The organism is Rhodoferax sp. P2_H8_2 (assembly GCF_056403235.1).
In genome coordinates, this window is sequence record NZ_JBFUFW010000009.1 from 1 (window position 1) to 22,463 (window position 22,463).

Below are 22,463 nucleotides of genomic sequence, written 5' to 3' on the forward strand. Positions count from 1 at the left end.
GATTGACGTCATTTTCGGGACGCAAGGATTGACGTCATTTTCGGGACGCAAGAAATCAGTGTCTACGAACTGACTCAAGCGGGATTGAAGCCCAGCGAATTCAGTATAGGTAAACCAATCTACTCGCGTGGTATTTGGCTTGCAGGGAATCTGGCAATGCCCGATGCTGAGATTGCCCAGTGGCGCCGCGCCTTTGATCAGGTCTCTCAAGATGGCACTTATAGAAAAACTTTGCGTAAGTACCAAATCACTGAACGAACGTGTCAGTAAAGCCGTCCGTCTGATACTCGCACTTTGATGTCAGCTCAGGGGCTATCCGCCGGAGCAACCGCTAGACAGCTTTGTCTCGAATCCGGTCCCCGCGAATTGCATCAATCTCGCAGAAAGTTAGCTCAATGCTCTTCCGCCGGCGTATCCGGCAGCGCCCGTGACCGCAACACGGTCGCCAAAATCCCGCTGGTCACGATGACGGCGATACCGGCCCAGCCCATGGGCGCGATGTGGTCGCCGAACAGCACCAGGCTGAACCCCACGGCAAACACGATGCCCGCGTACTGCATGCTGGCCACCACCAGCGTTGCGCCCTGGCTGTAGGCGCGGGTCATGCACCATTGGCCTAGCGACGCGAGGATGCCAATCGGGATGACCCAAGCGGCGTCTTGCCAGCGGACTGCAGACCAAGGCGTGAATTGGGTGGTCAACATGCCGACGGCGCCGACTACGGCACTGCCCACCGAGAAATAGAACACTGTGCGCTCTTCGGGCTCGCCGACTCTGCCTAGTGCGGTGACCTGCATGTACGCGAGCGCAGCGCCCATGCCGGAGAGCAGGCCTACGACACCGGCGAACAACTGGTTCTGGTCGATGGTGGGTTGCAAGGTCATCACCACGCCGGTGAAGCCCATGAACACCGTGCCCAAGAGCGCGCCTTGCGGTTGCTGTTTTCCGTAGAGCAACGCGCCACCGACGACAAAGGCGGCAACCCAGACGCCACTCATGTAGTTCAGCGTCATTGCAGTGGCCAGCGGCAAGTGCGCGATGGCGTAGAACCAGGAGCTGAGCGACACGACGCCGATGAAACTGCGCCAGACATGCATCATCGGTACCGGCGTGCGCAGGCTGGCGCCGCGTGCGCGCACGACGATGGCCATAAAGATCACGCTGACGATGCCGCGGTAGAACACCAGCTCCATCGTGCCAAAGCTGGCGGACGCGAACTTGATGCCCACGGCCATCAAGGCAAACCAGAACGAAGCCAACACCATCCACAAGGCTTGCATGATTTTTAGGAGGAAAAAGTGCCTGAAAGGCGCGTGGAATGTGCGTAAGCAGCTACTGAAACTATAGCGACGCCAACGACTGCGGTCCGACCTGGCGGCGGTACCACTCGTGGAAGTGCTGCATGCCGTCTTCCATCGGGCTTTGATAAGGGCCGGTTTCGTTGTCGCCGCGCGCAAACAGTGCGGCGCGGCCGGCATCCATGCGCTCGGCGATTTCGTCGTCTTCGATGCAGGTTTCCATGTAGGCCGCCTGCTGGGCTTCGACAAACTCGCGCTCGAATGCGGCGATCTCTTCGGGGTAGTAGAACTCGACCATGTTCATGGTCTTGTTCGGTCCCATTGGGTGCAGCGTGGAGACGGTCAGCACATGCGGGTACCACTCGACCATGATGTGCGGGTAGTAGGTCAGCCAGATCGCGCCAAACTTGGGCGGCACGCCGCCGGTGTAGTTCAGCAACGCCTTTTGCCAGCGCTCGTAGGTCGGTGAGCCGCCGGAGGCGTCGGCCTTGCCGAGGCGGTTGGCCACGCCCACGGTTTGCACCGAGTAGTGGTCCTTGAACTCCCAGCGCAGGTCTTCGCAGCTGACGAACTGGCCCAGGCCCGGGTGGAACGGACCTACGTGGTAGTCCTCCAGATAGACCTCGATGAAGGTCTTCCAGTTGTAGTTGCACTCATGCATTTCCACGCGGTCCAGCACATAGCCGTCAAAGCTCAGGTCGGCGCGCGGGCCCATATTGGCTAGCTGGCTGGCAACGTCGATGCCGTTGGATTCGAACAGCAGGCCGTTCCATTCCTGCAGCTTGTAGTTGTTCAGGTTCAGGCAGGGGTCTTGGGCGAAATGGGGTGCGCCGATCAGCGTGCCGCTCTGGGTTCCGTTGTCACCTGCGTGCGCGCCGCTGTAGGTCCAGCGGTGCAGCGGGCACACGATGTTGCCGCCTGTACCGCTGGGGATACCTTTGTCGTTGTGCGTCAGCGAACCGCGGCCCTTGAGCATCACGGCCTGGCGGTGGCGGCAGACGTTGGAGATCAGCTCCACACCACCGGCGTTACGCACCAGCGCGCGGCCTTCTTTTTCCTGGGGCAGGGCGTAGTAGTCCCCGACATTGGGAACGGCCAGCGAATGGCCCACGTAGCGGGGGCCGTGCTGAAAAATGCGCTGCATTTCGAGCGCATAGAGCGCCGGGTCGAAATAGCTGGATACGGGTAGTTGTGGCTGAGTCGAATGAACTTTCGCCGGAGCCCGCATGGTTACTACGTTTGCGGGCTGCTTCCACTCTTGCGGGAAGCTGTTTTCGCGCAGATTTTGCACAATCTCGGTCCTTAAGGATGCAAAAAACCCCCGATGCGGGGGCTTAGAGGGCAGCTACCTTGAGAGCTGCCGGGGCTGTGGATTGTAGCCGCAGCCCGACGCTGGGCGCACAAACTAAGGGCTTTCAAGGCCTAAAATCACCGGATTGCGCTTTCTCGCGCCCTATTTTCGAAAACTCAATACGCATGCCCAAGGCTTCTCCCGCATCCCCCACCTCTGCCCAAGCAGACCCGGCCAGCTTTGAAGCTGGCATGCAAGAGCTGGAATCCCTGGTCGCCAAGCTGGAGTCCGGCGAGATGCCACTGGAGCAGTTACTGTCGGGTTACCAACGCGGCGCGGCGCTCTTGGAGTTTTGCCGCGGCAAGCTGCAGGCTGTGGAAGACCAGATCAAGGTGTTGGACGATGGCGTACTCAAACCCTGGAAAGCCTCGTGAGTAGCAGTACGGCAATGCTGGCCGAACGGCCCGACGTGTTTGACTTAGCCTCATGGAGCAAGGCACAACTGGCGCGCGTCGAACGCGCGCTGGAGCAGTGGGTCACGGCGGACACCCCACAGGGCGGTGAACATGGCGCACCCGCAGAGTTGGTGGAAGCAATGCGCTACGCCGTGCTGGACGGCGGCAAACGTCTGCGGCCCTTGCTGGTGCTGGCCGCGCACGAAGCGTTGTCTGCCGGTTCGGCAGGTGATGCCGCTGCACTGAGGGCGGCTTGTGCCGTAGAACTGATCCACGCCTACTCGTTGGTACACGATGACATGCCCTGCATGGACAACGATGTGCTGCGCCGCGGCAAGCCCACCGTGCATGTGAAATTTGGTGAAGCCGGCGCACTGTTGGCGGGTGACGCCTTGCAGGCGCTGGCGTTTGAGTTGCTGACGCCCGTTGATGACTCGGTCGAGCTGGCCACGCAGGCGCGCCTGTGCAGCCTGCTGGCGCGCGCGGCGGGCAGCGCCGGCATGGCGGGCGGACAGGCGATTGACCTGGCCAGCGTAGGCTTGCCGTTGAACGAAAGCCAGTTGCGTGAGATGCATGAGCTGAAGACCGGTGCGCTGTTGCAGGGCAGCGTGGTGATGGGTGCGCACTGCGCGCATCCCAGCGCCGAAGCGCTCGCATCGCTGAACACGTACGGCGCCGCGATTGGTCTGGCATTTCAGGTGGTGGACGATATTCTGGATGTCACCGCCGACTCCGCCACACTGGGCAAGACCGCGGGCAAAGACGCAGAGAACGACAAGCCGACCTACGTGTCGCTGCTGGGTCTGGAGCGCAGTCGCGCTTATGCGCAGGAACTGCTGCAACAGGCGTTGCATGCACTGGATTGCCCCACATTGAAAAATGCCCACGCTTTGCGCGCACTGGCCGATATGGTAGTCAACCGCGCCAGCTGATCGACATCCCATCAAATTATTCAATAAATAGGCCTCTAGACCGCATAAAACATGCGTAAGCAGCTACCAAATTAATAGCATGTCCAATACCCCGTACCCTCTGTTGCAAACCATCAACGCGCCCGAAGACCTGCGCCAGGTGCCGCGTGCGGATCTGCATGCGCTGGCCGACGAGTTGCGTGGCTACCTGTTGGACAGCGTCTCCAAAACCGGCGGCCACCTGAGCTCGAATCTGGGCACGGTAGAGCTGACGCTGGCGCTGCACTATGTGTTCAACACGCCCGACGATCGTTTGGTGTGGGACGTAGGTCACCAGACCTATCCGCACAAGATCCTGACCGGCCGACGCGACCGTATGCACACGCTGCGCCAGCTCGGCGGCCTGTCCGGCTTTCCGCAGCGCGCCGAGAGCGAGTTCGATACCTTTGGCACCGCGCACTCCAGCACGTCGATCTCCGCCGCGCTGGGCATGGCATTGGCCGCGCGCATTCAGGGCAAAGACAACCATTCTGTGGCCATCATTGGTGACGGCGCGCTGACGGCGGGCATGGCGTTTGAGGCGCTGAACAATGCCGGCGTCGAAGACTGCAAGCTGCTGGTGATCCTGAACGACAACGACATGAGCATCAGCCCGCCCGTAGGTGCGCTGAACCGGTATCTGGCGCAATTGATGAGCGGCAAGTTTTACGCCGCTGCCAAGAGCGTCAGCAAGACCGTGCTCAAGGGCGCGCCGCCGCTGTTCGAGCTGGCCAAGCGCATCGAGGAGCATGCCAAGGGCATGGTCGTGCCCGCCACGCTGTTCGAGCAATTCGGCTTCAACTACATCGGCCCCATCGATGGACATGATCTGGATTCGCTGATCCCCACACTGGAAAACATCAAGAACCTCAAGGGTCCGCAGTTCCTGCACGTGGTCACCAAAAAAGGCCAGGGCTACAAGCTGGCCGAGGCCGACCCGGTGGCCTACCACGGCCCCGGCAAGTTCGACCCGGCGGTCGGTTTGGTCAAGTCCAGTGCGCCCACCAAACAGACGTTCACGCAAGTGTTTGGTCAATGGCTGTGTGATATGGCCGAGCAGGACACGCGCCTGGTTGGCATCACGCCGGCGATGCGCGAAGGCTCGGGCATGGTCGAGTTTGAACAAAAGTTTCCCGACCGTTATTTCGACGTGGGCATTGCCGAACAGCACGCGGTTACCTTTGCTGGTGGTTTGGCGACCGAAGGCTTGAAGCCGGTGGTGGCGATCTACTCCACCTTTCTGCAGCGCGCGTATGACCAGTTGATCCACGACGTGGCGATCCAGAACCTGCCGGTGGTGTTTGCATTGGATCGCGCGGGCCTGGTGGGTGCCGATGGCGCGACCCACGCTGGTGCGTACGACATCCCCTATCTGCGCTGCATCCCGAACATCAGCGTGGCGTGCCCGGCCGATGAAAACGAATGCCGCCAGTTGCTCAGCAGCGCGTTTGAGCAAGACCACCCGGTGGCCGTGCGCTATCCGCGCGGCGCGGGTGCCGGTGTGGCGACCCAGCCGGGGCTGGAGCCACTGCCGTTCGGCAAAGCCGAGCTGCGCCGCCAAGGCACAGGCATTGCGATTTTGGCCTTCGGCACATTGCTGTACCCGGCGCTGCAAGCGGCAGAGGCCTTGAATGCGACCGTGGTCAACATGCGCTGGGCCAAGCCACTGGATACCGAGATGCTGCTGCAAGTGGCGCGCAGCCATAAAGCCATCGTCACGCTGGAAGAAGGCGCGGTGATGGGCGGTGCAGGCAGTGCGGTGCTGGAAGCGCTGCATGCGGCCGATGTATCGCTGCCAGTACTGCAACTGGGCTTGCCCGACACGTTTATCGAGCATGGTGACCCGGCCAAGTTGCTGGCCCTGCAGGGGCTGGATGCCGCAGGCATACAGCAGTCGATTCGCAAGCGGTTTGCTGCGCTGTTGCAGCCGATGGCGCGCGCGGCTTAATACCCACAAGCAGGCTCTTGCCTTTCAGATAGCTTACGCTGATCCCCGGGGTAAACCCGCAGCGTTTCGCGAGCGTGTGTTCCTACAATTCCGGGTGACGCAACACAACCGGAGAACATCGCATGGATCGTCGTTCAATACTTAAAAACGCAGGCATTGCTGGCGTACTGGCCGCAGGTGCGGCACCCGCGGTACACGCGCAGGCAGCAGTCCGCTGGCGCCTGGCCTCCAGCTTCCCGAAGGCGCTGGATACCATTTTTGGCACGGCCGAAATCTTCGCCAAGCACGTCAAGGAAATGTCGGGCGGCAAGTTCGAAATCTCGGTGCATGCAGCCGGTGAAATCGCCCCCGCCTTTGGCGTGGTCGACGCGGTGCAGCAGGGCTCATTGGAGTGCTGCCACACGGCGCCGTATTACTTCTTTGGCAAGAACGAAGCCTTTGCTTTGGGCTGCGCAATCCCCTTCGGCCTGAACAGCCGCCAGATGACCGCATGGATGTACCAGGGCAATGGCCTGACGCTGATGCGCGAGTTCTATGCCAAGTACAGCATCATCAATTTCCCGATGGGCAACACAGGCGCACAAATGGGCGGCTGGTTCCGCAAGGAAATCAAGACCGTGGCTGACTTGAAGGGTCTGAAGTTCCGCACCGGTGGCTTCCCCGGCAAGGCGATTGAACGTCTGGGCGTGATTCCACAAAACATCCCCGGTGGCGAAATCTATACTGCGCTGGAAAAGGGCACGATTGATGCGGCCGAATGGATCGGACCGTACGATGACCAGAAGCTGGGCTTCAACAAGGTTGCGCCGTACTACTACTACCCCGGCTGGTGGGAAGGCGGTCCTCAGCTGGACCTGTTCATCAACCAGAAGGCCTACGACGCACTGTCGGCCGAGAACAAGGCGATTGTCGAAAACGCTGCGGCCTACGCACACACCGACATGCAGGCCAAGTACGATGCCAAGAACCCCGCCGCGCTGAAGCAGCTGGTGGGCTCGGGCACCAAGCTGCGCCAGTTCCCCAAGGAAATCATGCTGGAAGCGTTCAAGGAAGCGATGGCGCTGTACAGCGAGCTCAACGCAAAGAACGAAGACTGGAAGAAAATCTACGCCGACTACTCCAAGTTCCGCGCTGATTCCAACCTGTGGTTCCGCTTCACTGAAGCGACGTTCGACAAGTTCATGCAAGACCAGAAGCTCTGATCTGGTTGAAAACAAAAAACCGCGCTCGTGTAGCGCGGTTTTTTTATGTCTGCTGTCGAAACTTCGGCCAGAGCAGATTGATCGCCAGCCCGCTCATCACCAGTGCAGCGGCAATGATCTTCCAGGACGGAAGCGACTCGTGCAGGAACCACGCGGAGGCACCCATGCCGAACACAGGCACCAGCAGGGCCATCGGTGTGATCGTGGCGGCAGGGTGGCGTGCCAGCAGCCAACCCCAAGCGGCGTAGCCAAACAGTGTGTTACCCCAACCTTGCCATGCGACTGCGGCCCAGGTTGCCAGATCGGCGTTTTGTACGCCATGAGAGATGCTGTCCCAGCCTTCCATCATGAAGGACAGTGCGAAAAGCGGTGGCACGGCAAATGCGCTGGACCAGACCACGTAAGCCAGCATGTTGGAAGGTGCGCCCTGTTTGGAGGCGATATTGCCGCCCGCCCAGGACATCGCGGCCAACAGTATCAAAGCCAAGCCCAGTACGGTGGTGGTGCCATCCGTATGCAGGCCAATGGTGGCGATGCCTGCGGTCGCCATCAAGAGCGCAAACCACTGGAACATCTGCACACGCTCGCCGTTCAGCCGCATTGACAAACCGATGGTGAAAAACACCTGGACCTGAATCACCAGCGATGCGATGCCGGGAGAGATATGGCCGTTCATGGCCACGTACAACAGGCCGAACTGGCCCATACCAATCAGCAAGCCATAGGCCGCGAGATTGCCGATGCGCACATTGGGTTTGGGCAGGAAGAACATCGCCGGCAACAGCGCGAACGTGAAGCGCAGCGCCGCAAACAGCAAGGGCGGGAGATGGCCCAAGGCGATCTTGATAACGACGAAGTTGGTGCCCCAGACGGCGACCACCGCCAAGGCCAGCAGGAAGTGGCGAAGTGAGAGAGTGGATCGCATGGGTTGATTGTGCCGATTGACTGCCGATTACCGGCGCTGTGCGGCTTGCACATGCTGTTCGAGTCGCTGCATTTCCGCGAGCATGGCCGGGCCGGTCACGTAGAGCACGGCCAGCTTGTTGCCAAAGGTCTTGGTGTACAGGCGCGGCGCAATCAGCCAGTCCAGGCCGGGGACACGGACCAATTTGGCATAGGCCAGTTCATTCAGCGCTACACGTTTGCGCCACACCCAGCTTTGCTCCAGTGTGTCCGCAGTGAGTCGTGTCTTGCCGCGCAGGATGTGCCACTCGGTGAAGAACATCATGGCCAATGCCGCGACGATCCAACCGCTGGATTGCAGGTTTGCCTGCAACACGCCTTGCGACCACATTTGCCAGGCCCACAGCGCGGCCAGCGTCACGATGGCAACGGCCAAAAATTTGAAACTGGCCGAGAACGAAGCGCACTCGAGCAGAGGCTGCTGGGGCCTGAATCCCGTTGCAACGGGCTGGGGCAAAGCAGCAGCGTCGGCGCTACTTCTTGAAGAGGTCGTCAATTTTTTTCTGCTCGTCGTCTGCAGCTTTGTCAGAGGCGGCGCTGCTGGCGGCGGCATCGGGTTGCTGTGCTGGCAATTCGCCGGGCTTCAGTTCAACCGCGGGCGGAGCTTCTTCGGTGGGCATTTCGATCTTGACCTTGTCCAGATCTACTTCCACTTTTTCGTCCAGAAACATGGTGACCGATTGCGGTACAAAAATGACGACCAATACCAGAATGACCTGCATGATCACCCAGGGAATGGCGCCCATGTAGATGTCATTGGACTTGACGGGCACCGGGATGCGCTTGTCCTTCCACAGCGAGTCTGCAATCCCGCGCAGATAGAACAGTGCAAAACCGAACGGCGGATGCATGAAGCTGGTTTGCAGGTTGACGCACAGCAGCACGCCAAACCAGATCAGGTTGATGCCCATTTTCTCGGCCACCGGGGCCAGCATGGGCACGATGATGAATGCTATCTCGAAGAAGTCCAGAAAGAACGCGAGGAAGAACACAAACAGGTTTACGACGATCAGAAAGCCGATCTGGCCGCCTGGCAAGCCGGTCAACAGATGCTCGACCCACTTGGCGCCGTCCACGCCCTGGAATACCTGGCTGAATACGCGCGAGCCAATCAGGATGAAGACCACCATGGCGGTGATGCGCATCGTGCCGGACATCGCTTCCCAGATCAGAGCCTTGGTCAGGCGGCGAGACATCGCCGCCAAAATCAGCGCGCCAACCACGCCCATCGCGCCCGCTTCAGTGGGTGTGGCGATAGCGGTGTTCTGAAACGGCAGGCCGCCCATGGAGCCCAGCACGGTGAAGATCAACACCGCGGAAGGAATGATGCCGCGCAGGCACTTCTTCCACAGCGCCCAGCCATCCAGCGTCCGGTCGGTGACCGGGATACCCGGCAGGTGATCGGGCTTGATGCGGCTCAGTGCGAACGTGTACGCGGCAAACATCAGCACTTGCAGGATGGAAGGACCCCACGCGCCCTTGTACATATCACCCACGGGCTGGCCCATCTGGTCGGCCAGTACCACCAGCACCAGCGAGGGCGGCACCAGTTGGGTGATGGTGCCGGAGGCTGCCAACACGCCCGTGGCGTAGCGCATGTTGTAGTTGTATTTCATCATCACCGGCAGTGAGATCAGAGCCATCGCAATGACCTGGCCTGCGACGGTGCCGGTGATAGCACCGAGGATGAAGCCGACAATGATGACCGAGTAGCCCACACCGCCACGCACCGGGCCGAACAGTTGGCCCATCGAGTCCAGCATGTCTTCGGCGAGGCCACACTTCTCCAGAATCGTGCCCATGAAGGTGAAGAACGGAATCGCCAGCAGCAGTTCGTTGTTCAGGATGGAGAACAGCGAGATCGGCAGATTGCCCATGAAGGCGGCCGGGAACCAGCCCATTTCAATTGCGAAGAATCCGCTGGCAAGCCCTAGTGCGGCCAGTGAGAACGCCACCGGGAAGCCGATCAGCATGATCAGTACCAGCCCGGCGAACATGATGGGGGGGAAGTTTTCCATTTGCATACGCGATACCTGTATTTTTCTTGTTGTTGCGACCGATTACTGCAACGGCTTTTCGTAGTGGGTGTCCATCTCGAACTTGCCTTGCAGGTAGGCCACACGCTTGATGATTTCGGCCAAGCCTTGCAGCAAGACCAACGCAAAGCCCAGCGGCATCGCCAAGGTCACGGGCCATCGAATCAGGCCACCGGCGTTTTGTGACATTTCACCCGAGTTATAGGTGCCCAGGAAGTAGCCCCAGCTTAAGTAGGTCAGTAGGGTAATGACGGGCAGCAGAAAGAAGACCAGACCGAACAGGTCGACATAGACCGGGGCGTTGCGTTTGAGTTTTCCGTAGATCAGGTCAACACGGACGTGTTCGTTCAACTTGAGTACATGGGGTGCGCCCACCATCACCATGTAGGCGAACAGGTACCACTGAATCTCAATCATGGAGTTGGAGCTCCAGCCGATGCCGTAGCGTATAAAGGCATTGCCCGCGCTGATCAGCGCTGCCAATAGCACTGTCCAGGAGGCCAGCACGCCAAATTTCTGGCTGATCCAGTCCATGGCCAATGCAAGTTTCAATAGGACAGACACGTGAGCTCCAAGGTTTGAACGACCCGTGGATGGTGCCTGAATCCACTGTAGAAAACCTGACGAAGGGACTTGGTGTTTACCCTAGCTTCACCTCAGGTTTTGCAAGCGAAGTTACGTGCCAAATAGGCTTCCAAGGCGCATGAATCAGGCGTGAGCAGCTATAAAAAAGCTAGCGGAGCGGATGCCTGCAATGGTCAAAACCAGTGAACCCAATACGTGCACGCTTGCAGTGCCGAGTGCCAGCGCATAGCGCTGTTGGCCCAGCATAGCGACCACTTCTGCCGAGAAGCTGGAGAAAGTGGTCAAGCCGCCCAGAAAGCCCGTGATGATGGCCAGCCTCCACGCCGGGTCCAGATTGGGCATGGCCTGAAAAATGGCGACGCATATGCCGATCAAATAGCCGCCAATCAGGTTGGCCGCCAACGTGCCCATCGGCAGGGCTGTGCCCGCCGTCACGTTGGGGTTGAGCCAAAGCCCGAGTTGCCAGCGTGCCAGTGCACCCAAGCTCGAACCAATGCAAATGGCGACAATGGCAAGCATTACTTTTTGTCCTCGCTCTTATCCTGTGCATAGGCTTGTCCGTTGACGGTCAGCCCGGCGTCCGACAGGCGCTTGGCAACCGCGGGCTTGATGCCTTTGACGCGTTGCATGAAGTCGGCCCAGTCTTTGAACGGACCTTTTTCACGCGCCTTCAGAATGCGCGCGGTACTGGCCGGGCCCAGGCCTTTAACACTGTCCAGCTCCGCTTCGTTGGCTTTGTTGACATCGGTGGCCCAGGCCAGCAAGGGCAGGCACAAAGCCAGGCAGATGACGAGTGATTTCAGCATCGCAAACTCCTGGTGGATTGGGTTTAAGCCTTGCGGCTGGCCAGCCAGTTCACATATTTGCCCACGCCGGTTTGCACATCGACAAACGCGTGGTCGCACCCGGTGGCGCGCAGCGCGGTCAGGTCCGCCTGGGTATAGCACTGGTACTTGCCACGCAGCGCGTCGGGGAAGGGGATGTATTCGACCAGACCCTTGGCAGCCACATCGGCCAGTGGCAAGGCGGCGTCGCCTTTGATGGCACGCAGCGCATTGACGACTGAGCTTGCCACGTCATTGAATGGCTGCGCCCGGCCCGAGCCCAGATTGAAGATGCCGCTTTGTGCCGGATGGTCAAAGAACCACAGGTTCACTGCGACCACGTCATCGACGAACACGAAGTCGCGCATCTGGCCACCGCCGGGATAGCCACCGTATTCACCAAACAGCTTCACTTTTCCTTCGGCCTGGAACTGGTGGTACTGGTGAAACGCGACGCTGGCCATGCGCCCCTTGTGCTGCTCACGCGGGCCGTAGACATTGAAGTAACGAAAGCCAACGACCTGGTTGGTGCGGCCGGCCTTGGTGCGCTCGAAGTTGGCGCCGCATTCGCGGCGCATGCGCTGGTCGAACAGCAGCTTGGAATAACCGTAGACATTCAGCGGCGCTTCAAACGCTGGGTCTTCCCGGAAGGTGTCCGAGCCGCCATAGGTGGCTGCCGAAGAGGCGTAGAGCAACCGCGCGCCGCGCTTCTGGCAGGCCTGAAACAAGTGCCACGACAACGTGTAGTTGTTGGCCATCATGTACTTGCCGTCCTGCTCCATCGTGTCGCTGCAAGCGCCTTCGTGGAACACGGCTTCCACCTGTCCGTAACTACCTGCGGCAAACGCGTCGTAAAAGGTATCGGCGTCTACATAGTCCGCAATCCTCAGGTCGGCCAGATTGCGAAACTTGTCGCCTTGCTTCAAATCATCGACGGCAATGATGTCGTCAATGCCGCGGGCATTCAGGCCCTGGATGATGTTGCTGCCAATAAAACCGGCAGCGCCAGTAACTACGACTCGGGTCATACAAATAGCTCCTCGTACGACACGGTGGCCGTACCAAATTTACCGACCACAATGCCACCCGCCCGATTGGCTAGCGGCATGGCCTCGCGCAGCGACAGGCCAGCACCAACCAGCGCCGCCATCGTGGCAATCACCGTGTCACCTGCACCGGTCACATCAAACACTTCGCGCGCCATCGCAGCGACGCTGAGTTCGCCTTCGTCGTCGTACAGCGTCATGCCTTCTTCACTGCGGGTCAACAGCAGGGCGCTCAATTGAAGCTGCTTGCGGAGATTTTGCGCCTTGCTGCGCAGCTCGTCTTCGTCGCGCCAGCCGCCCACGGCCTGTTGCAGTTCAGCGCGGTTGGGCGTGATGACGGTGGCACCGGCGTAGCGTGAATAGTCCGAGCCCTTGGGGTCGATCAGCACGGGTTTGCCTGCAGCGCGCGCATGGTCGATCATGTGGTGGACGTGGTCCAGCCCGCCCTTGCCGTAATCGGAAAACAGGATGGCCTGTTGCTGCGGCAACAGCTCCAGAAACGAGGCGGTTTGCGATGCCAACACCTCGCTCTTGGGCGTGTTCTCAAAGTCCAGACGAATCAGCTGCTGCTGGCGACCGATGATGCGCAGCTTGACGGTGGTCTGCAGCGCCGCATCACGGCCAAATCGGGGCGTGATGCCGGTCTGTGCGACCAGGGCTTCCAGCTTGTGGCTGGCGTCGTCATCGCCCACCACGGTCAGCAAGGTCGCTTGCGCGCCCAATGACACCACGTTGCTGGCCACGTTGGCGGCACCGCCAATGCGTTCTTCTTCACGCGTGATGCGCACCACCGGGACGGGTGCTTCGGGGCTGATGCGGTCTACGGCGCCGTACCAGTAGCGGTCGATCATTGCGTCACCCACGACGAGGACGCGCGATTTCGCCAACGTGCTTTTTTCGATCTTCATTGTCATAGTTCTTCTACGCGCTTGGGGGGATAGCTGTCCCACGCCTGGCAGCCGGGACATTGCCAGAAGTGTTGTTTGGCCTCAAAGCCGCACGCCGCACAGCGGTACCGGGTCAGCGGCTTGACGGCATGGTCCAGCGCGCGCTGGACCTGGGGGTGGAATTGTTCGTGCTCCAGCTTTTCACCGGCGATCCATTTGCTCGCTGCCACCAGCGAGGGTTCGGTTTCCAGATGGTGCGCATACCAGTCGCGTGCGGTGAGCGCCGCGTCAGGTTTTTGCGCTTCCAGCGCGACGATGGCATCCAACACATCCAGCGAATGGGTGTCGGCGTAGACGGCCTTCAGGCGCTCCAGTGCCGTGGTTTCCTGGCCGCAGGCGATTGCGTATTGCGCCAACAAAGGGGCCAGAAGCGGGATGGCGACGGGTGTATCGCTGAGTGCCTGCAGCAACGTGGCGCAAGCTTCTTTGGTGTGACCCTGCGAGGCCTGCAGTTGCGCCCAGGCCATGCGCGGGCGTGGCGCTTCGGGCGCAGTGGCCATCGCGCGTTGGTACAGGGCTTGCGCTTGCGAGACATCGCCGCCGTTTTGCAGTGCGGCCGCCTGTTCGCACAGGTAATGCGCCAGTCGGCCTTTGAAACTGCCTTGGCCGCTGTTCTCCAGCTTTTGAGCGACCTCTGCAGCATGTTCCCAGTCGCGCGAACGTTCGTAATTGGCGAGCAGTGCCAGACGGGCTTGCGCTTCAAAGCGTGTGCCTTCCAGCTTCAGCAACGCTTCCTCGGCGCGATCCAGCAGGCCAGCCTTCAGATAGTCCAGTGCCAGCGCATGTTGCGCACGGTGCAGGTCATCCGCCACCAGATCGCCGCGCGACAGCAGGTGCTGGTGCACGCGCACGGCGCGCTCGTATTCGCCGCGGCGGCGGAACAGGTTGCCCAAAGCGAAATGCAGCTCCGAGGTGTCCGGGTCGCTTTGCACGGCTTCGATGAAGGCATCAATCGCCTGGTCTTGCTGTTCGTTGAGCAGGAAGTTCAGACCCTTGAAATAAGCCTTGGGCGCTTGGCGGTTTTCCATGCGCAACTGGCGCAAATCCAGGCGCGATGCCAGCCAGCCCAGCACAAAGGCGATGGGCAGGCCCAGCAGTATCCAGGTCAGATCAAAGTCCATGCGGTGCCGGGTTAATGTTCTTATCAGAAGGAGAGGCCGTGGCAGCGATCTGGCGGGCCAGTGCGGCGGCTCGGCGGTGTTGCCACCAGCGTGGCACCATGCCAAGAATGCCAATCACCAGACCCAGCGTGAAGGCGGTGAGAACAATCAGCACCATCGGTACTGTCCATTGGTGGCCGAAGAAAAAGCGCACCGTGGCATCGCCCTGGTTATTCAGGGCAAACGCGAACAGGGTAAAAAAAATGGCCGCTTTAAGTAACCACTTAAAGAGCCATGCGACTTGTTTCATTCATCTCCTCGGTGTCGAGGGGATTCTACCGTTCCAGACCCATCTTGCAGATCAGGTTTTGGTCTTGGATACCAGCTCGGCAGTACGGGTGTCCACAGCCTCACGCAGGGCCTTGCCTGGCTTGAAGTGGGGAACGCGTTTTTCGGGGATCGCAACACTTTCGCCACTGCGCGGATTGCGGCCCATGCGGGGCGGGCGACGGTTGATGGAGAAGCTTCCAAAACCACGGATCTCGATGCGGTGTCCACGTACCAGTGCGTCGTTCATGGCGTCCAGAATGGCCTTGACGGCAAATTCTGCATCGCGATGGGTCAGCTGACTGAAACGGTTGGCCAGTTCTTCAACGAGGTCGGAGCGGGTCATGGTGTGAAAAATCCAAAGATGAAAAAACGACCGGTACCCAAAGAACTCTTGGGGCGGCCGGTCGTTAGATCAGAACAGAATCTAATCAGTTGGGGACAGAGCTAAAGATCTGTCCCGCAAACTTATTAGTTATTGTCCAGCTTCGCGCGCAGCAGGGCGCCCAGGCTGGTGGTACCAGCGTTTTCACGGGCGGAAGACTGGCTCAGAGCAGCCATGGCTTCGCCTTGGTCAGCAGCGTCCTTGGCCTTGATGGACAACTGGATGTTGCGGGTCTTGCGATCCACGTTGACAACCACAGCCGTCACTTCGTCGCCTTCTTTCAGCACATTGCGAGCGTCTTCAACGCGGTCGCGGCTGATTTCGGAAGCGCGCAGGTAACCAATGATGTCTTCACCCAGGTCGATTTCAGCGCCCTTGGCATCCACGGTCTTGACCTTACCGGTCACAACCTGGCCCTTGTCGTTGATCGACACGAAGGTGGTGAAAGGATCGGAGTCGAGTTGCTTGATACCCAGGGAGATGCGTTCGCGGTCCACGTCGACGGCCAAAACGATGGCTTCGACTTCTTGGCCCTTCTTGAACTCACGCACAGCGGCTTCGCCGGTTTCGTTCCAGGACAGGTCGGACAGGTGCACCAGACCGTCGATACCAGCAGCCAGACCGACGAAAACGCCGAAGTCGGTGATGGATTTGATCGGGCCCTTGACGCGGTCACCGCGCTTGGTGTTCTGAGCGAACTCTTGCCATGGGTTGGCCTTGCACTGCTTCATGCCCAGGGAGATGCGACGCTTGTCTTCGTCGATTTCCAGAACCATGACTTCGACTTCGTCACCCAGGGCAACGATCTTCGAAGGAGCAACGTTCTTGTTGGTCCAGTCCATTTCGGACACGTGCACCAGACCTTCGATTCCGGGTTCCAGTTCCACAAACGCGCCGTAATCGGCGATGTTGGTGATCTTGCCGAACATGCGGGTACCTTGGGGGTAACGGCGATTCACGCCCATCCATGGGTCGTCGCCCATTTGCTTCAGACCCAGAGACACGCGGTTCTTTTCGGTGTCGAACTTCAGGATCTTGGCAGTGATCTCTTGACCAGCAGTCACCACTTCGGAAGGGTGACGTACACGGCGCCATGCCATGTCGGTGATGTGCAACAGGCCGTCGATACCGCCCAGGTCAACGAACGCACCGTATTCGGTGATGTTCTTGACCACGCCTTGCACCACAGAACCTTCTTTGAGGGTGTGCATCAGCTTGGCGCGCTCTTCGCCCATGGACGCTTCCACCACAGCGCGGCGGCTCAGCACCACGTTGTTGCGCTTGCGGTCCAGCTTGATGACCTTGAATTCCATGGTCTTGTTTTCCCAAGGAGACAGATCCTTGGTAGGGCGTGTGTCGACCAGCGAGCCGGGCAGGAATGCGCGGATGCCGTTGACCAGAACGGTCAGACCGCCCTTGACCTTGCCGGAAGTGGTACCAGTGACGAATTCGCCGGATTCCAGGGCCTTTTCCAGGCTCATCCAGGAAGCCAGACGCTTGGCCTTGTCGCGGGACAGGATGGTGTCGCCATAACCGTTTTCAACGGAGTCGATGGCCACGGAAACGAAGTCGCCAACTTGCACTTCGAGTTCGCCCTTGTCGCTCTTGAATTCTTCGATTGGCACGTAGGCTTCGGACTTGAGGCCAGCGTTGACAACAACGAAGCTGTGCTCGATGCGTACGACTTCAGCGGTGATAACTTCACCGGTGCGCATTTCCGAGCGTTGCAGAGATTCTTCAAATAGGGCTGCGAAAGATTCAGACATTTGTGTTGCAGTTTGCACTGCGGGGTTAAGTTATCGAACCCCAAGGCCGGTGCGCATGCAGCGCGAAAGGAGCCGTGGGGACCAAAAACCTTTTAAGCGGACTTAAAAGGCTGCTTGCTTTGCCACCAGTCCAGCACGGCCTTGATCGATGTTTCCACCGTCAAATCCGAGTTGTCCAGCAACTGGGCGTCTACAGCGGGCTTCAAAGGGGCGACAGGCCGGGAGGCATCCCGGGCGTCGCGGGCCTCGAGGTCCGCGCGTAAGTATGGGAGTATAGCTGGAATTCCCTTTGAAATCAACTGCTTATAGCGTCTTTCTGCGCGGCAGGCGGCGCTGGCGGTCAAATAGACCTTCAGCGGCGCATCCGGGAAGATGACGGTGCCCATGTCGCGCCCATCGGCCACCAGGCCGGGGAGCTGGCGAAAGCTACGCTGAAACTCGATCAAAGCCGCCCGTACCTTAGGGAAAGCCGAGACTTTGGAGGCGTTCATGCCCGCTTCTTCGGTGCGGATGGCGTCGCTCACGTCTTCGCCGTCCAGCAGTATTTTGGCGCCCCGGAATTTGATCGACAGGCTGTCCAGCAAGGCGACAATGGCCCCTTCGTTGGCCAGATCCAGCGCAATGCCATCCCGGGTCGCGGCCAGACCGGTCAGACGGTAGAGCGAACCAGAGTCCAGAAAGTGGTACCCCAGCTTTTGCGCCAATTCGGCAGCCAGCGTGCCTTTGCCCGAGGCTGTGGGGCCGTCCACGCAGATTACGGGAATGGCTTCCGGCTCGGTCTGGGCGACCGAAAACAGGGCTTCAAAGTAGTCGGGAAAGGTCTTGGCGACACACTTGGGGTCTTCGATGCGGATCGGCAGTTTCGCGGGGTTGAACGCCGCCAACGAGAAGCACATTGCAACGCGGTGGTCGTCGTAGGTATGGATGCTGCCGGTGGTCCAAGCGTCTTTTGTGGCCGGCGGCGTGACCTGGATGAAATCCGCCCCTTCGACGACCGCAGCACCCAGCTTGCGAAGTTCAGTCGCCATTGCGGCAATGCGATCGGTTTCCTTGACGCGCCAGCTGGCAATGTTGCGCAGTGTGGTCGTGCCCTCGGCGTACAGCGCCATCACAGCCAGCGTCATTGCGGCGTCGGGGATGTGGTTGCAGTCCAGATCAATCGCCTTCAGGGGCCAGGCGCCACGCTCAATATGCAGCCAGTTGGGCCCACTCTGGATAGTGGCACCCATCATCTGTGCCGCTTCCATGAAGCGGATATCGCCCTGAATGGAGTCCGCGCCCACGCCCTGAACCCGAATGCCATTTTGGCCGCCAGTGCCTGTCGCAATTGCGCCAAGTGCTATGAAATAGCTAGCAGACGAAGCATCGGCTTCGACGTGCAGCGAGCCTGGCGAGCGCATTTGGGCACCCGCAGGAATCGTGAAGCGTTGCCAGCCGTCGCGTTGGACAGTGACACCAAATCGCGCCAGCAAATTGAGCGTGATTTCAATGTAGGGACGCGAAATCAGTTCGCCGACGACCTCGATCACGATGTCCTGTTTTGCAACCAATGGCAACGCCATCAACAATGCAGTCAGGAATTGGCTGGACACATCGCCGCGTACCTGGATGGGCGCTTCCAGCTTTAACGAAGGCGCGCCAATGTGCAAGGGAGGAAAGCCGTCGTTGCCCAAGTAGTCAATGGAGCAGCCCAGCTGGCGCAGCGCGTCGACCAGGTCGCCAATCGGGCGCTCGTGCATGCGTGGCACACCCGAGAGTTCAAAGTCGCCACCCAGCACGGCCAGGGCCGCAGTCAGCGGGCGCATCGCGGTGCCTGCATTGCCCAGAAACAACTTGGCGGCAGGGTTGGGCAGGTGGCCGCCCAGACCGGTGATATGGACTGTTGCCCCGTCTTCCCGGACCTTGCAACCCAGCGCCCGCAGCGCGATCAGCATCACACGGGTGTCGTCCGAGTCCAGCAGGTCGTGAATGGCGGTTGTGCCTTCGCTCATTGCCGCAAGCAGCAGCACGCGGTTGGAGATACTTTTGGAGCCGGGGAGGGTGACCGTGCCAGAGGCGCCCTGCAGCGGCGGCAGGTCCAGAAACGGAATAGCAAACATGGATCTAAAGTGTTGAGGACAGAGCTAAAGATCTGTCCCGCAAGGTTATTTATTCATCTTGGACGTCATGGTCCAGTTGGCGCGGGTTTCGCTGGCTTGCTCCAGCAGGCCCTCCAGCGCTTCGGCGTTGCCGCTGGAAATCATCAGCTCCAGGGCTTGCAGGTTGCGTTGAAAAATCTTGCTTTGGGCCAGCAGCTCTTCGCGGTTGGAAACCAGAATGTCGCGCCAGACCTTGGGATCGCTGGCGGCGATGCGGGTGAAATCCCGAAAACCGGGACCTGCCAGAGAAAGGTAATCCTGACCCTGGGGCTGACCCGAGATGGCATTCATCAACGCGAAAGAGATCAGATGGGGCAGGTGGCTGACGGCGGCAAATGCGGCATCGTGCTGCTCGGGCGACATCTTCAGAACCCGGCAACCCAGCGCGGTCCACAGGTCCACTGCTTTTTGCAATTGGGCGGTCAGTGTGCGCTCAATCGGCGTCAGGATGATCTGGCGACCTGCGTACAAATCCACATCCGCGTGCTCCACGCCCGACACTTCCTTGCCAGTGATGGGGTGGGCGGGCACAAACGAGCCGATATGTTCGCGCAGTGCGCGGCGGCCCGCGTCAATGACATCGCGTTTGGTCGAGCCGACGTCCATGATCAGCATTTGCGGCGTGACCAGGTGTTTGATTGCCTTGAAAGTGGCCTCGGTGGCAGCGACCGGAACCGCAATCAGAACGATGTCTGCACCAGAGACTGCCAAAAGCGCGGAAGGCGCCTCAATGTCGATCACGCCCATCAGGCGCGCGCGCTCGGTGGTGCTGGGTGACTTGCTGTAGCCAACGACCCGCTTGACCAGGCCGGCACGCTTCATTGCCAGCGCAAACGAGCCGCCCATCAGGCCGCATCCGATCAAACCGAGTTGTTCAAACATAAGGGCCCAGGTTATTCAGTGACGGGATAGGCGCCCAGAACTTTGTAGAAAGCGCACAGGCCTCTCAGCTCGTCCAGGGCAGCGGCGACATGCGGCTGCGATGGGTGTCCCGCAATGTCGATATAAAAGTAATACTCCCATTGCCCGGATTTTGCCGGACGTGACTCGAAACGGGTCATGGAAACGCCATTATTTTTCAGCGGCACCAGCAAATCGTGCAACGCCCCGGGCCGATTCGGCACGGACACCACAAGGCTGGTGCAGTCCTTGGCCGAGGCGGGTGGCATGGCCAGCGTTTGCGGCAGGCAGATCACGGCGAATCGGGTGCGGTTGTAGGCCTCATCCTGGATTGCGTGGGCGACGATGTGCAGGCCAAACTGTGCGGCCGCACGGGGGCTGGCCAACGCTGCCCAGGTCGGGTTTGTAGCGGCCAGGCGGGCACCCTCGGCATTGCTGGAAACGGCGCGGCGTTCAGCATTGGGCAGATGTTGCGACAGCCAGCCCTGGCATTGCGCCAGCGCCTGTGGATGGGCCAACACCACATCAATGTCTTCCAGTGAATTGGTCTGGCGCAGCAGGTTGTGGCGGATCAACAGGCTGATCTCGCCGACGACGTGAACCGGCGAACGCAAAAACAAATCCAGCGAGCGCGTGACCACACCCTCGGTCGAGTTCTCCATTCCGACAACGCCATACTGGGCGGTGCCTGCGGATGTGGCGTGGAACACCTCGTCAAAGCTGGAGCAATAAATCAGGTCGGCAGCACTGCCGAAGAACTCGATGGCCGCTTGTTCGCAGAAGGTCCCTTGCGGACCCAGCACGGCGACGCGCTGAGGCGCTTCGAGCGCCAGGCATGCCGACATGATTTCGCGCCAGATCGATGCGACATGCTGGTTCAGCAATGGGCCTGGGTTGGCGTCCTGGATTTTTTCAATGACCTGGGCCACGCGGTCCGGGCGAAAAAAAGGCGAACCTTCTTTGCGTTTGAGTTCACCGACTTTCTCTGCCACGTGGGCACGCTGATTGACCAAGGAGAGCAGTTGCTGATCGAGGGAGTCGATCTGGGTGCGCAGTGACGCCAGTTCTTCGGTCTGCAGGGGTTGGCTCATGGATTAGTGTTCTCAGACGTGCGGATTCAGGCGTGTTTTCGTTCGAATTCTCGCATGTATGCCACCAGTGCCTGCACTCCTGCCAGTGGCAACGCGTTGTACAGGCTGGCGCGCATGCCGCCCACGGATTTATGCCCCTTGATCTGGAGCAGTCCCGCCTCTTTGGCGCCTGCGACGAAGGCATCGTTGCGCGATTCGTCGCGTAAAAAGAAAGGCACGTTCATCCGAGACCGGGCATTGCGGGCCACGCCGTTCATATAGAAATCCGAAGCATCAATCGCTTCATATAGCAGCTCGGCTTTGGCGATGTTGCGTGCTTCCATCGCCGCGACGCCACCTTGGCGCTTGAGCCACTGGAACACCAGTCCGGCCATGTAGATGGCGTAGGTGGGCGGCGTGTTGAACATCGAGCCGTTGTCGGCGACAACCTTGTAATCGAACGCACTGGGGCAAATGGACAGCGCGTGGCCGAGCAGGTCTTCGCGCACCACGACCAGCGTCAAACCGGCTGGGCCCAGGTTTTTTTGGGCACCGCCGAACGCCAAGCCGACTTTGCTCCAGTCCACTGGACGCGAAGCTACATGGGAAGAGAAGTCGATCACCAGCTCGGCATTGGAGCCAAGGGCTTTCAGATCGGGCAGGGTCTGGAATTCGATGCCGTTGATGGTCTCATTGGTGCACAGGTGTACGTAGCTTGCATCGCTTTGCAGCTCCCATTTCGCGACAGGTGGAATGGCAGTAAAGCCATCGGCCTTGCCGGAAGCGGCAATATGCGTTTCGCAGTATTTGGCGGCCTCTTTGTGGGACTTCTCGCTCCAGCTGCCGGTCACAACGAAGTCAACCTTGCCGGGCTGGCCGGCCGCAGCGCGCAGCGCGCTGAGGTTCATCGGCACGATGGCGTTTTCTGCCAGTCCGCCGCCTTGCATGAACAGGATCTTGAAGTTTGCCGGCACCGCCAGCAGCTCGCGCAGGTCGCTTTCCGTCTGTGCATAGATAGACTGAAACTCCTTGCCGCGATGGCTCATCTCCATCACGCCCATTCCACTGCCATGCCAGTCCAACATCTCGCACGCGGCTTGCTCCAGTACCTCTTGCGGCATGGTGGCCGGGCCGGCCGAGAAGTTGTAAGGTCTTTGCATCAGGCGGAATTTATGTCAAATCGGGCTGCAACGCCCGTACTAAAGGCGTGAGCAGCTATCAAAAACAGAGCG

The 22,463-nt window shown here is 59.8% G+C and carries 23 protein-coding genes; 4 read left to right on the forward strand and 19 right to left on the reverse strand.

Annotated elements, in window-relative coordinates; translation table 11 throughout:
- The 3 genes from AC1DV6_RS14945 to AC1DV6_RS14955 form a co-directional block, all read right to left on the reverse strand.
- Positions 1-210: hypothetical protein (locus AC1DV6_RS14945; RefSeq protein WP_477978730.1), on the reverse strand; the 210-nt coding region annotated here is incomplete at its 3' end.
- Between the two features lie 182 nt (positions 211-392).
- Positions 393-1,280, reverse strand: coding sequence for a DMT family transporter (locus AC1DV6_RS14950; RefSeq protein WP_477978732.1), 888 nt, complete (start codon positions 1,278-1,280; stop codon positions 393-395).
- Between the two features lie 61 nt (positions 1,281-1,341).
- Positions 1,342-2,526, reverse strand: coding sequence for an aromatic ring-hydroxylating oxygenase subunit alpha (locus AC1DV6_RS14955; protein WP_477979060.1), 1,185 nt, complete (start codon positions 2,524-2,526; stop codon positions 1,342-1,344).
- 248 nt (positions 2,527-2,774) lie between these two features.
- Here AC1DV6_RS14955 and AC1DV6_RS14960 point away from each other — a divergent pair, with 248 nt between their 5' ends.
- The 4 genes from AC1DV6_RS14960 (at position 2,775) to AC1DV6_RS14975 (ending at position 7,144) form a co-directional block, all read left to right on the forward strand.
- A complete protein-coding gene (locus tag AC1DV6_RS14960; RefSeq protein WP_477978734.1) occupies positions 2,775-3,023 on the forward strand; it encodes an exodeoxyribonuclease VII small subunit in 249 nt (82 codons plus the stop codon).
- 14 nt (positions 3,024-3,037) lie between these two features.
- Positions 3,038-3,976, forward strand: a complete 939-nt coding sequence (locus tag AC1DV6_RS14965; protein WP_477979062.1) for a polyprenyl synthetase family protein — start codon at positions 3,038-3,040, stop codon at positions 3,974-3,976.
- 79 nt (positions 3,977-4,055) lie between these two features.
- Positions 4,056-5,942, forward strand: coding sequence for a 1-deoxy-D-xylulose-5-phosphate synthase (gene dxs / locus AC1DV6_RS14970; RefSeq protein WP_477978736.1), 1,887 nt, complete (start codon positions 4,056-4,058; stop codon positions 5,940-5,942).
- 122 nt (positions 5,943-6,064) lie between these two features.
- Positions 6,065-7,144 carry a TRAP transporter substrate-binding protein gene (locus AC1DV6_RS14975; RefSeq protein ID WP_477978738.1) on the forward strand — a complete coding sequence of 360 codons (1,080 nt, stop codon included), beginning with the start codon at positions 6,065-6,067 and terminating at the stop codon, positions 7,142-7,144.
- Between the two features lie 43 nt (positions 7,145-7,187).
- Here the strand turns inward: AC1DV6_RS14975 and AC1DV6_RS14980 are convergent, their stop codons facing one another.
- The 16 genes from AC1DV6_RS14980 to serC form a co-directional block, all read right to left on the reverse strand.
- Positions 7,188-8,069, reverse strand: coding sequence for an EamA family transporter (locus tag AC1DV6_RS14980; protein WP_477978740.1), 882 nt, complete (start codon positions 8,067-8,069; stop codon positions 7,188-7,190).
- Positions 8,070-8,096: 27 nt separating this feature from the next.
- Complete coding sequence (locus AC1DV6_RS14985) at positions 8,097-8,483, reverse strand: hypothetical protein (protein WP_477978742.1); 387 nt, start codon at positions 8,481-8,483, stop codon at positions 8,097-8,099.
- Positions 8,484-8,580: 97 nt separating this feature from the next.
- Positions 8,581-10,131 (reverse strand): TRAP transporter large permease, encoded by a 1,551-nt coding sequence (locus AC1DV6_RS14990; protein WP_477978744.1) that lies wholly within the window; start codon positions 10,129-10,131, stop codon positions 8,581-8,583.
- 36 nt (positions 10,132-10,167) lie between these two features.
- Positions 10,168-10,707: a TRAP transporter small permease subunit gene (locus AC1DV6_RS14995; RefSeq protein ID WP_477978746.1), complete on the reverse strand. Its 540-nt coding sequence runs from the start codon at positions 10,705-10,707 to the stop codon at positions 10,168-10,170.
- Between the two features lie 144 nt (positions 10,708-10,851).
- The gene (crcB, locus tag AC1DV6_RS15000) at positions 10,852-11,247 is read right to left on the reverse strand and encodes a fluoride efflux transporter CrcB (protein WP_477978748.1); all 396 of its coding nucleotides are present in this window, start codon (positions 11,245-11,247) and stop codon (positions 10,852-10,854) included.
- Entirely contained in the window at positions 11,247-11,534 is a 288-nt protein-coding gene (locus AC1DV6_RS15005; RefSeq protein WP_477978750.1) for a ComEA family DNA-binding protein, read from the reverse strand. The genes crcB and AC1DV6_RS15005 overlap by 1 nt, the downstream gene beginning before the upstream one ends.
- Positions 11,535-11,557: 23 nt before the next feature.
- Positions 11,558-12,580 carry an ADP-glyceromanno-heptose 6-epimerase gene (gene rfaD / locus AC1DV6_RS15010; protein WP_477978752.1) on the reverse strand — a complete coding sequence of 341 codons (1,023 nt, stop codon included), beginning with the start codon at positions 12,578-12,580 and terminating at the stop codon, positions 11,558-11,560.
- A complete protein-coding gene (gene rfaE1, locus AC1DV6_RS15015) occupies positions 12,577-13,506 on the reverse strand; it encodes a D-glycero-beta-D-manno-heptose-7-phosphate kinase (RefSeq protein WP_477978754.1) in 930 nt (309 codons plus the stop codon). The genes rfaD and rfaE1 overlap by 4 nt, the downstream gene beginning before the upstream one ends.
- Positions 13,507-13,508: 2 nt before the next feature.
- Positions 13,509-14,666 (reverse strand): lipopolysaccharide assembly protein LapB, encoded by a 1,158-nt coding sequence (gene lapB, locus AC1DV6_RS15020; protein WP_477978756.1) that lies wholly within the window; start codon positions 14,664-14,666, stop codon positions 13,509-13,511.
- Positions 14,656-14,955, reverse strand: coding sequence for a LapA family protein (locus AC1DV6_RS15025; protein ID WP_477978758.1), 300 nt, complete (start codon positions 14,953-14,955; stop codon positions 14,656-14,658). Before AC1DV6_RS15025 ends, lapB begins: the two co-directional genes overlap by 11 nt.
- A gap of 51 nt (positions 14,956-15,006) precedes the next feature.
- Positions 15,007-15,318, reverse strand: a complete 312-nt coding sequence (locus tag AC1DV6_RS15030; RefSeq protein WP_477978760.1) for an integration host factor subunit beta — start codon at positions 15,316-15,318, stop codon at positions 15,007-15,009.
- A gap of 125 nt (positions 15,319-15,443) precedes the next feature.
- Positions 15,444-17,123 (reverse strand): 30S ribosomal protein S1, encoded by a 1,680-nt coding sequence (gene rpsA, locus AC1DV6_RS15035; RefSeq protein ID WP_477978762.1) that lies wholly within the window; start codon positions 17,121-17,123, stop codon positions 15,444-15,446.
- 92 nt (positions 17,124-17,215) lie between these two features.
- A complete protein-coding gene (locus tag AC1DV6_RS15040; RefSeq protein ID WP_477978764.1) occupies positions 17,216-19,222 on the reverse strand; it encodes a bifunctional 3-phosphoshikimate 1-carboxyvinyltransferase/cytidylate kinase in 2,007 nt (668 codons plus the stop codon).
- Between the two features lie 45 nt (positions 19,223-19,267).
- Positions 19,268-20,143 carry a prephenate dehydrogenase gene (locus AC1DV6_RS15045; protein WP_477978766.1) on the reverse strand — a complete coding sequence of 292 codons (876 nt, stop codon included), beginning with the start codon at positions 20,141-20,143 and terminating at the stop codon, positions 19,268-19,270.
- Between the two features lie 11 nt (positions 20,144-20,154).
- Positions 20,155-21,252 carry a prephenate dehydratase gene (pheA, locus tag AC1DV6_RS15050; RefSeq protein WP_477978768.1) on the reverse strand — a complete coding sequence of 366 codons (1,098 nt, stop codon included), beginning with the start codon at positions 21,250-21,252 and terminating at the stop codon, positions 20,155-20,157.
- A 26-nt stretch (positions 21,253-21,278) separates the two neighbouring features.
- Positions 21,279-22,391, reverse strand: coding sequence for a 3-phosphoserine/phosphohydroxythreonine transaminase (gene serC, locus AC1DV6_RS15055; RefSeq protein ID WP_477978770.1), 1,113 nt, complete (start codon positions 22,389-22,391; stop codon positions 21,279-21,281).
- Positions 22,392-22,463: the final 72 nt, after the last annotated feature.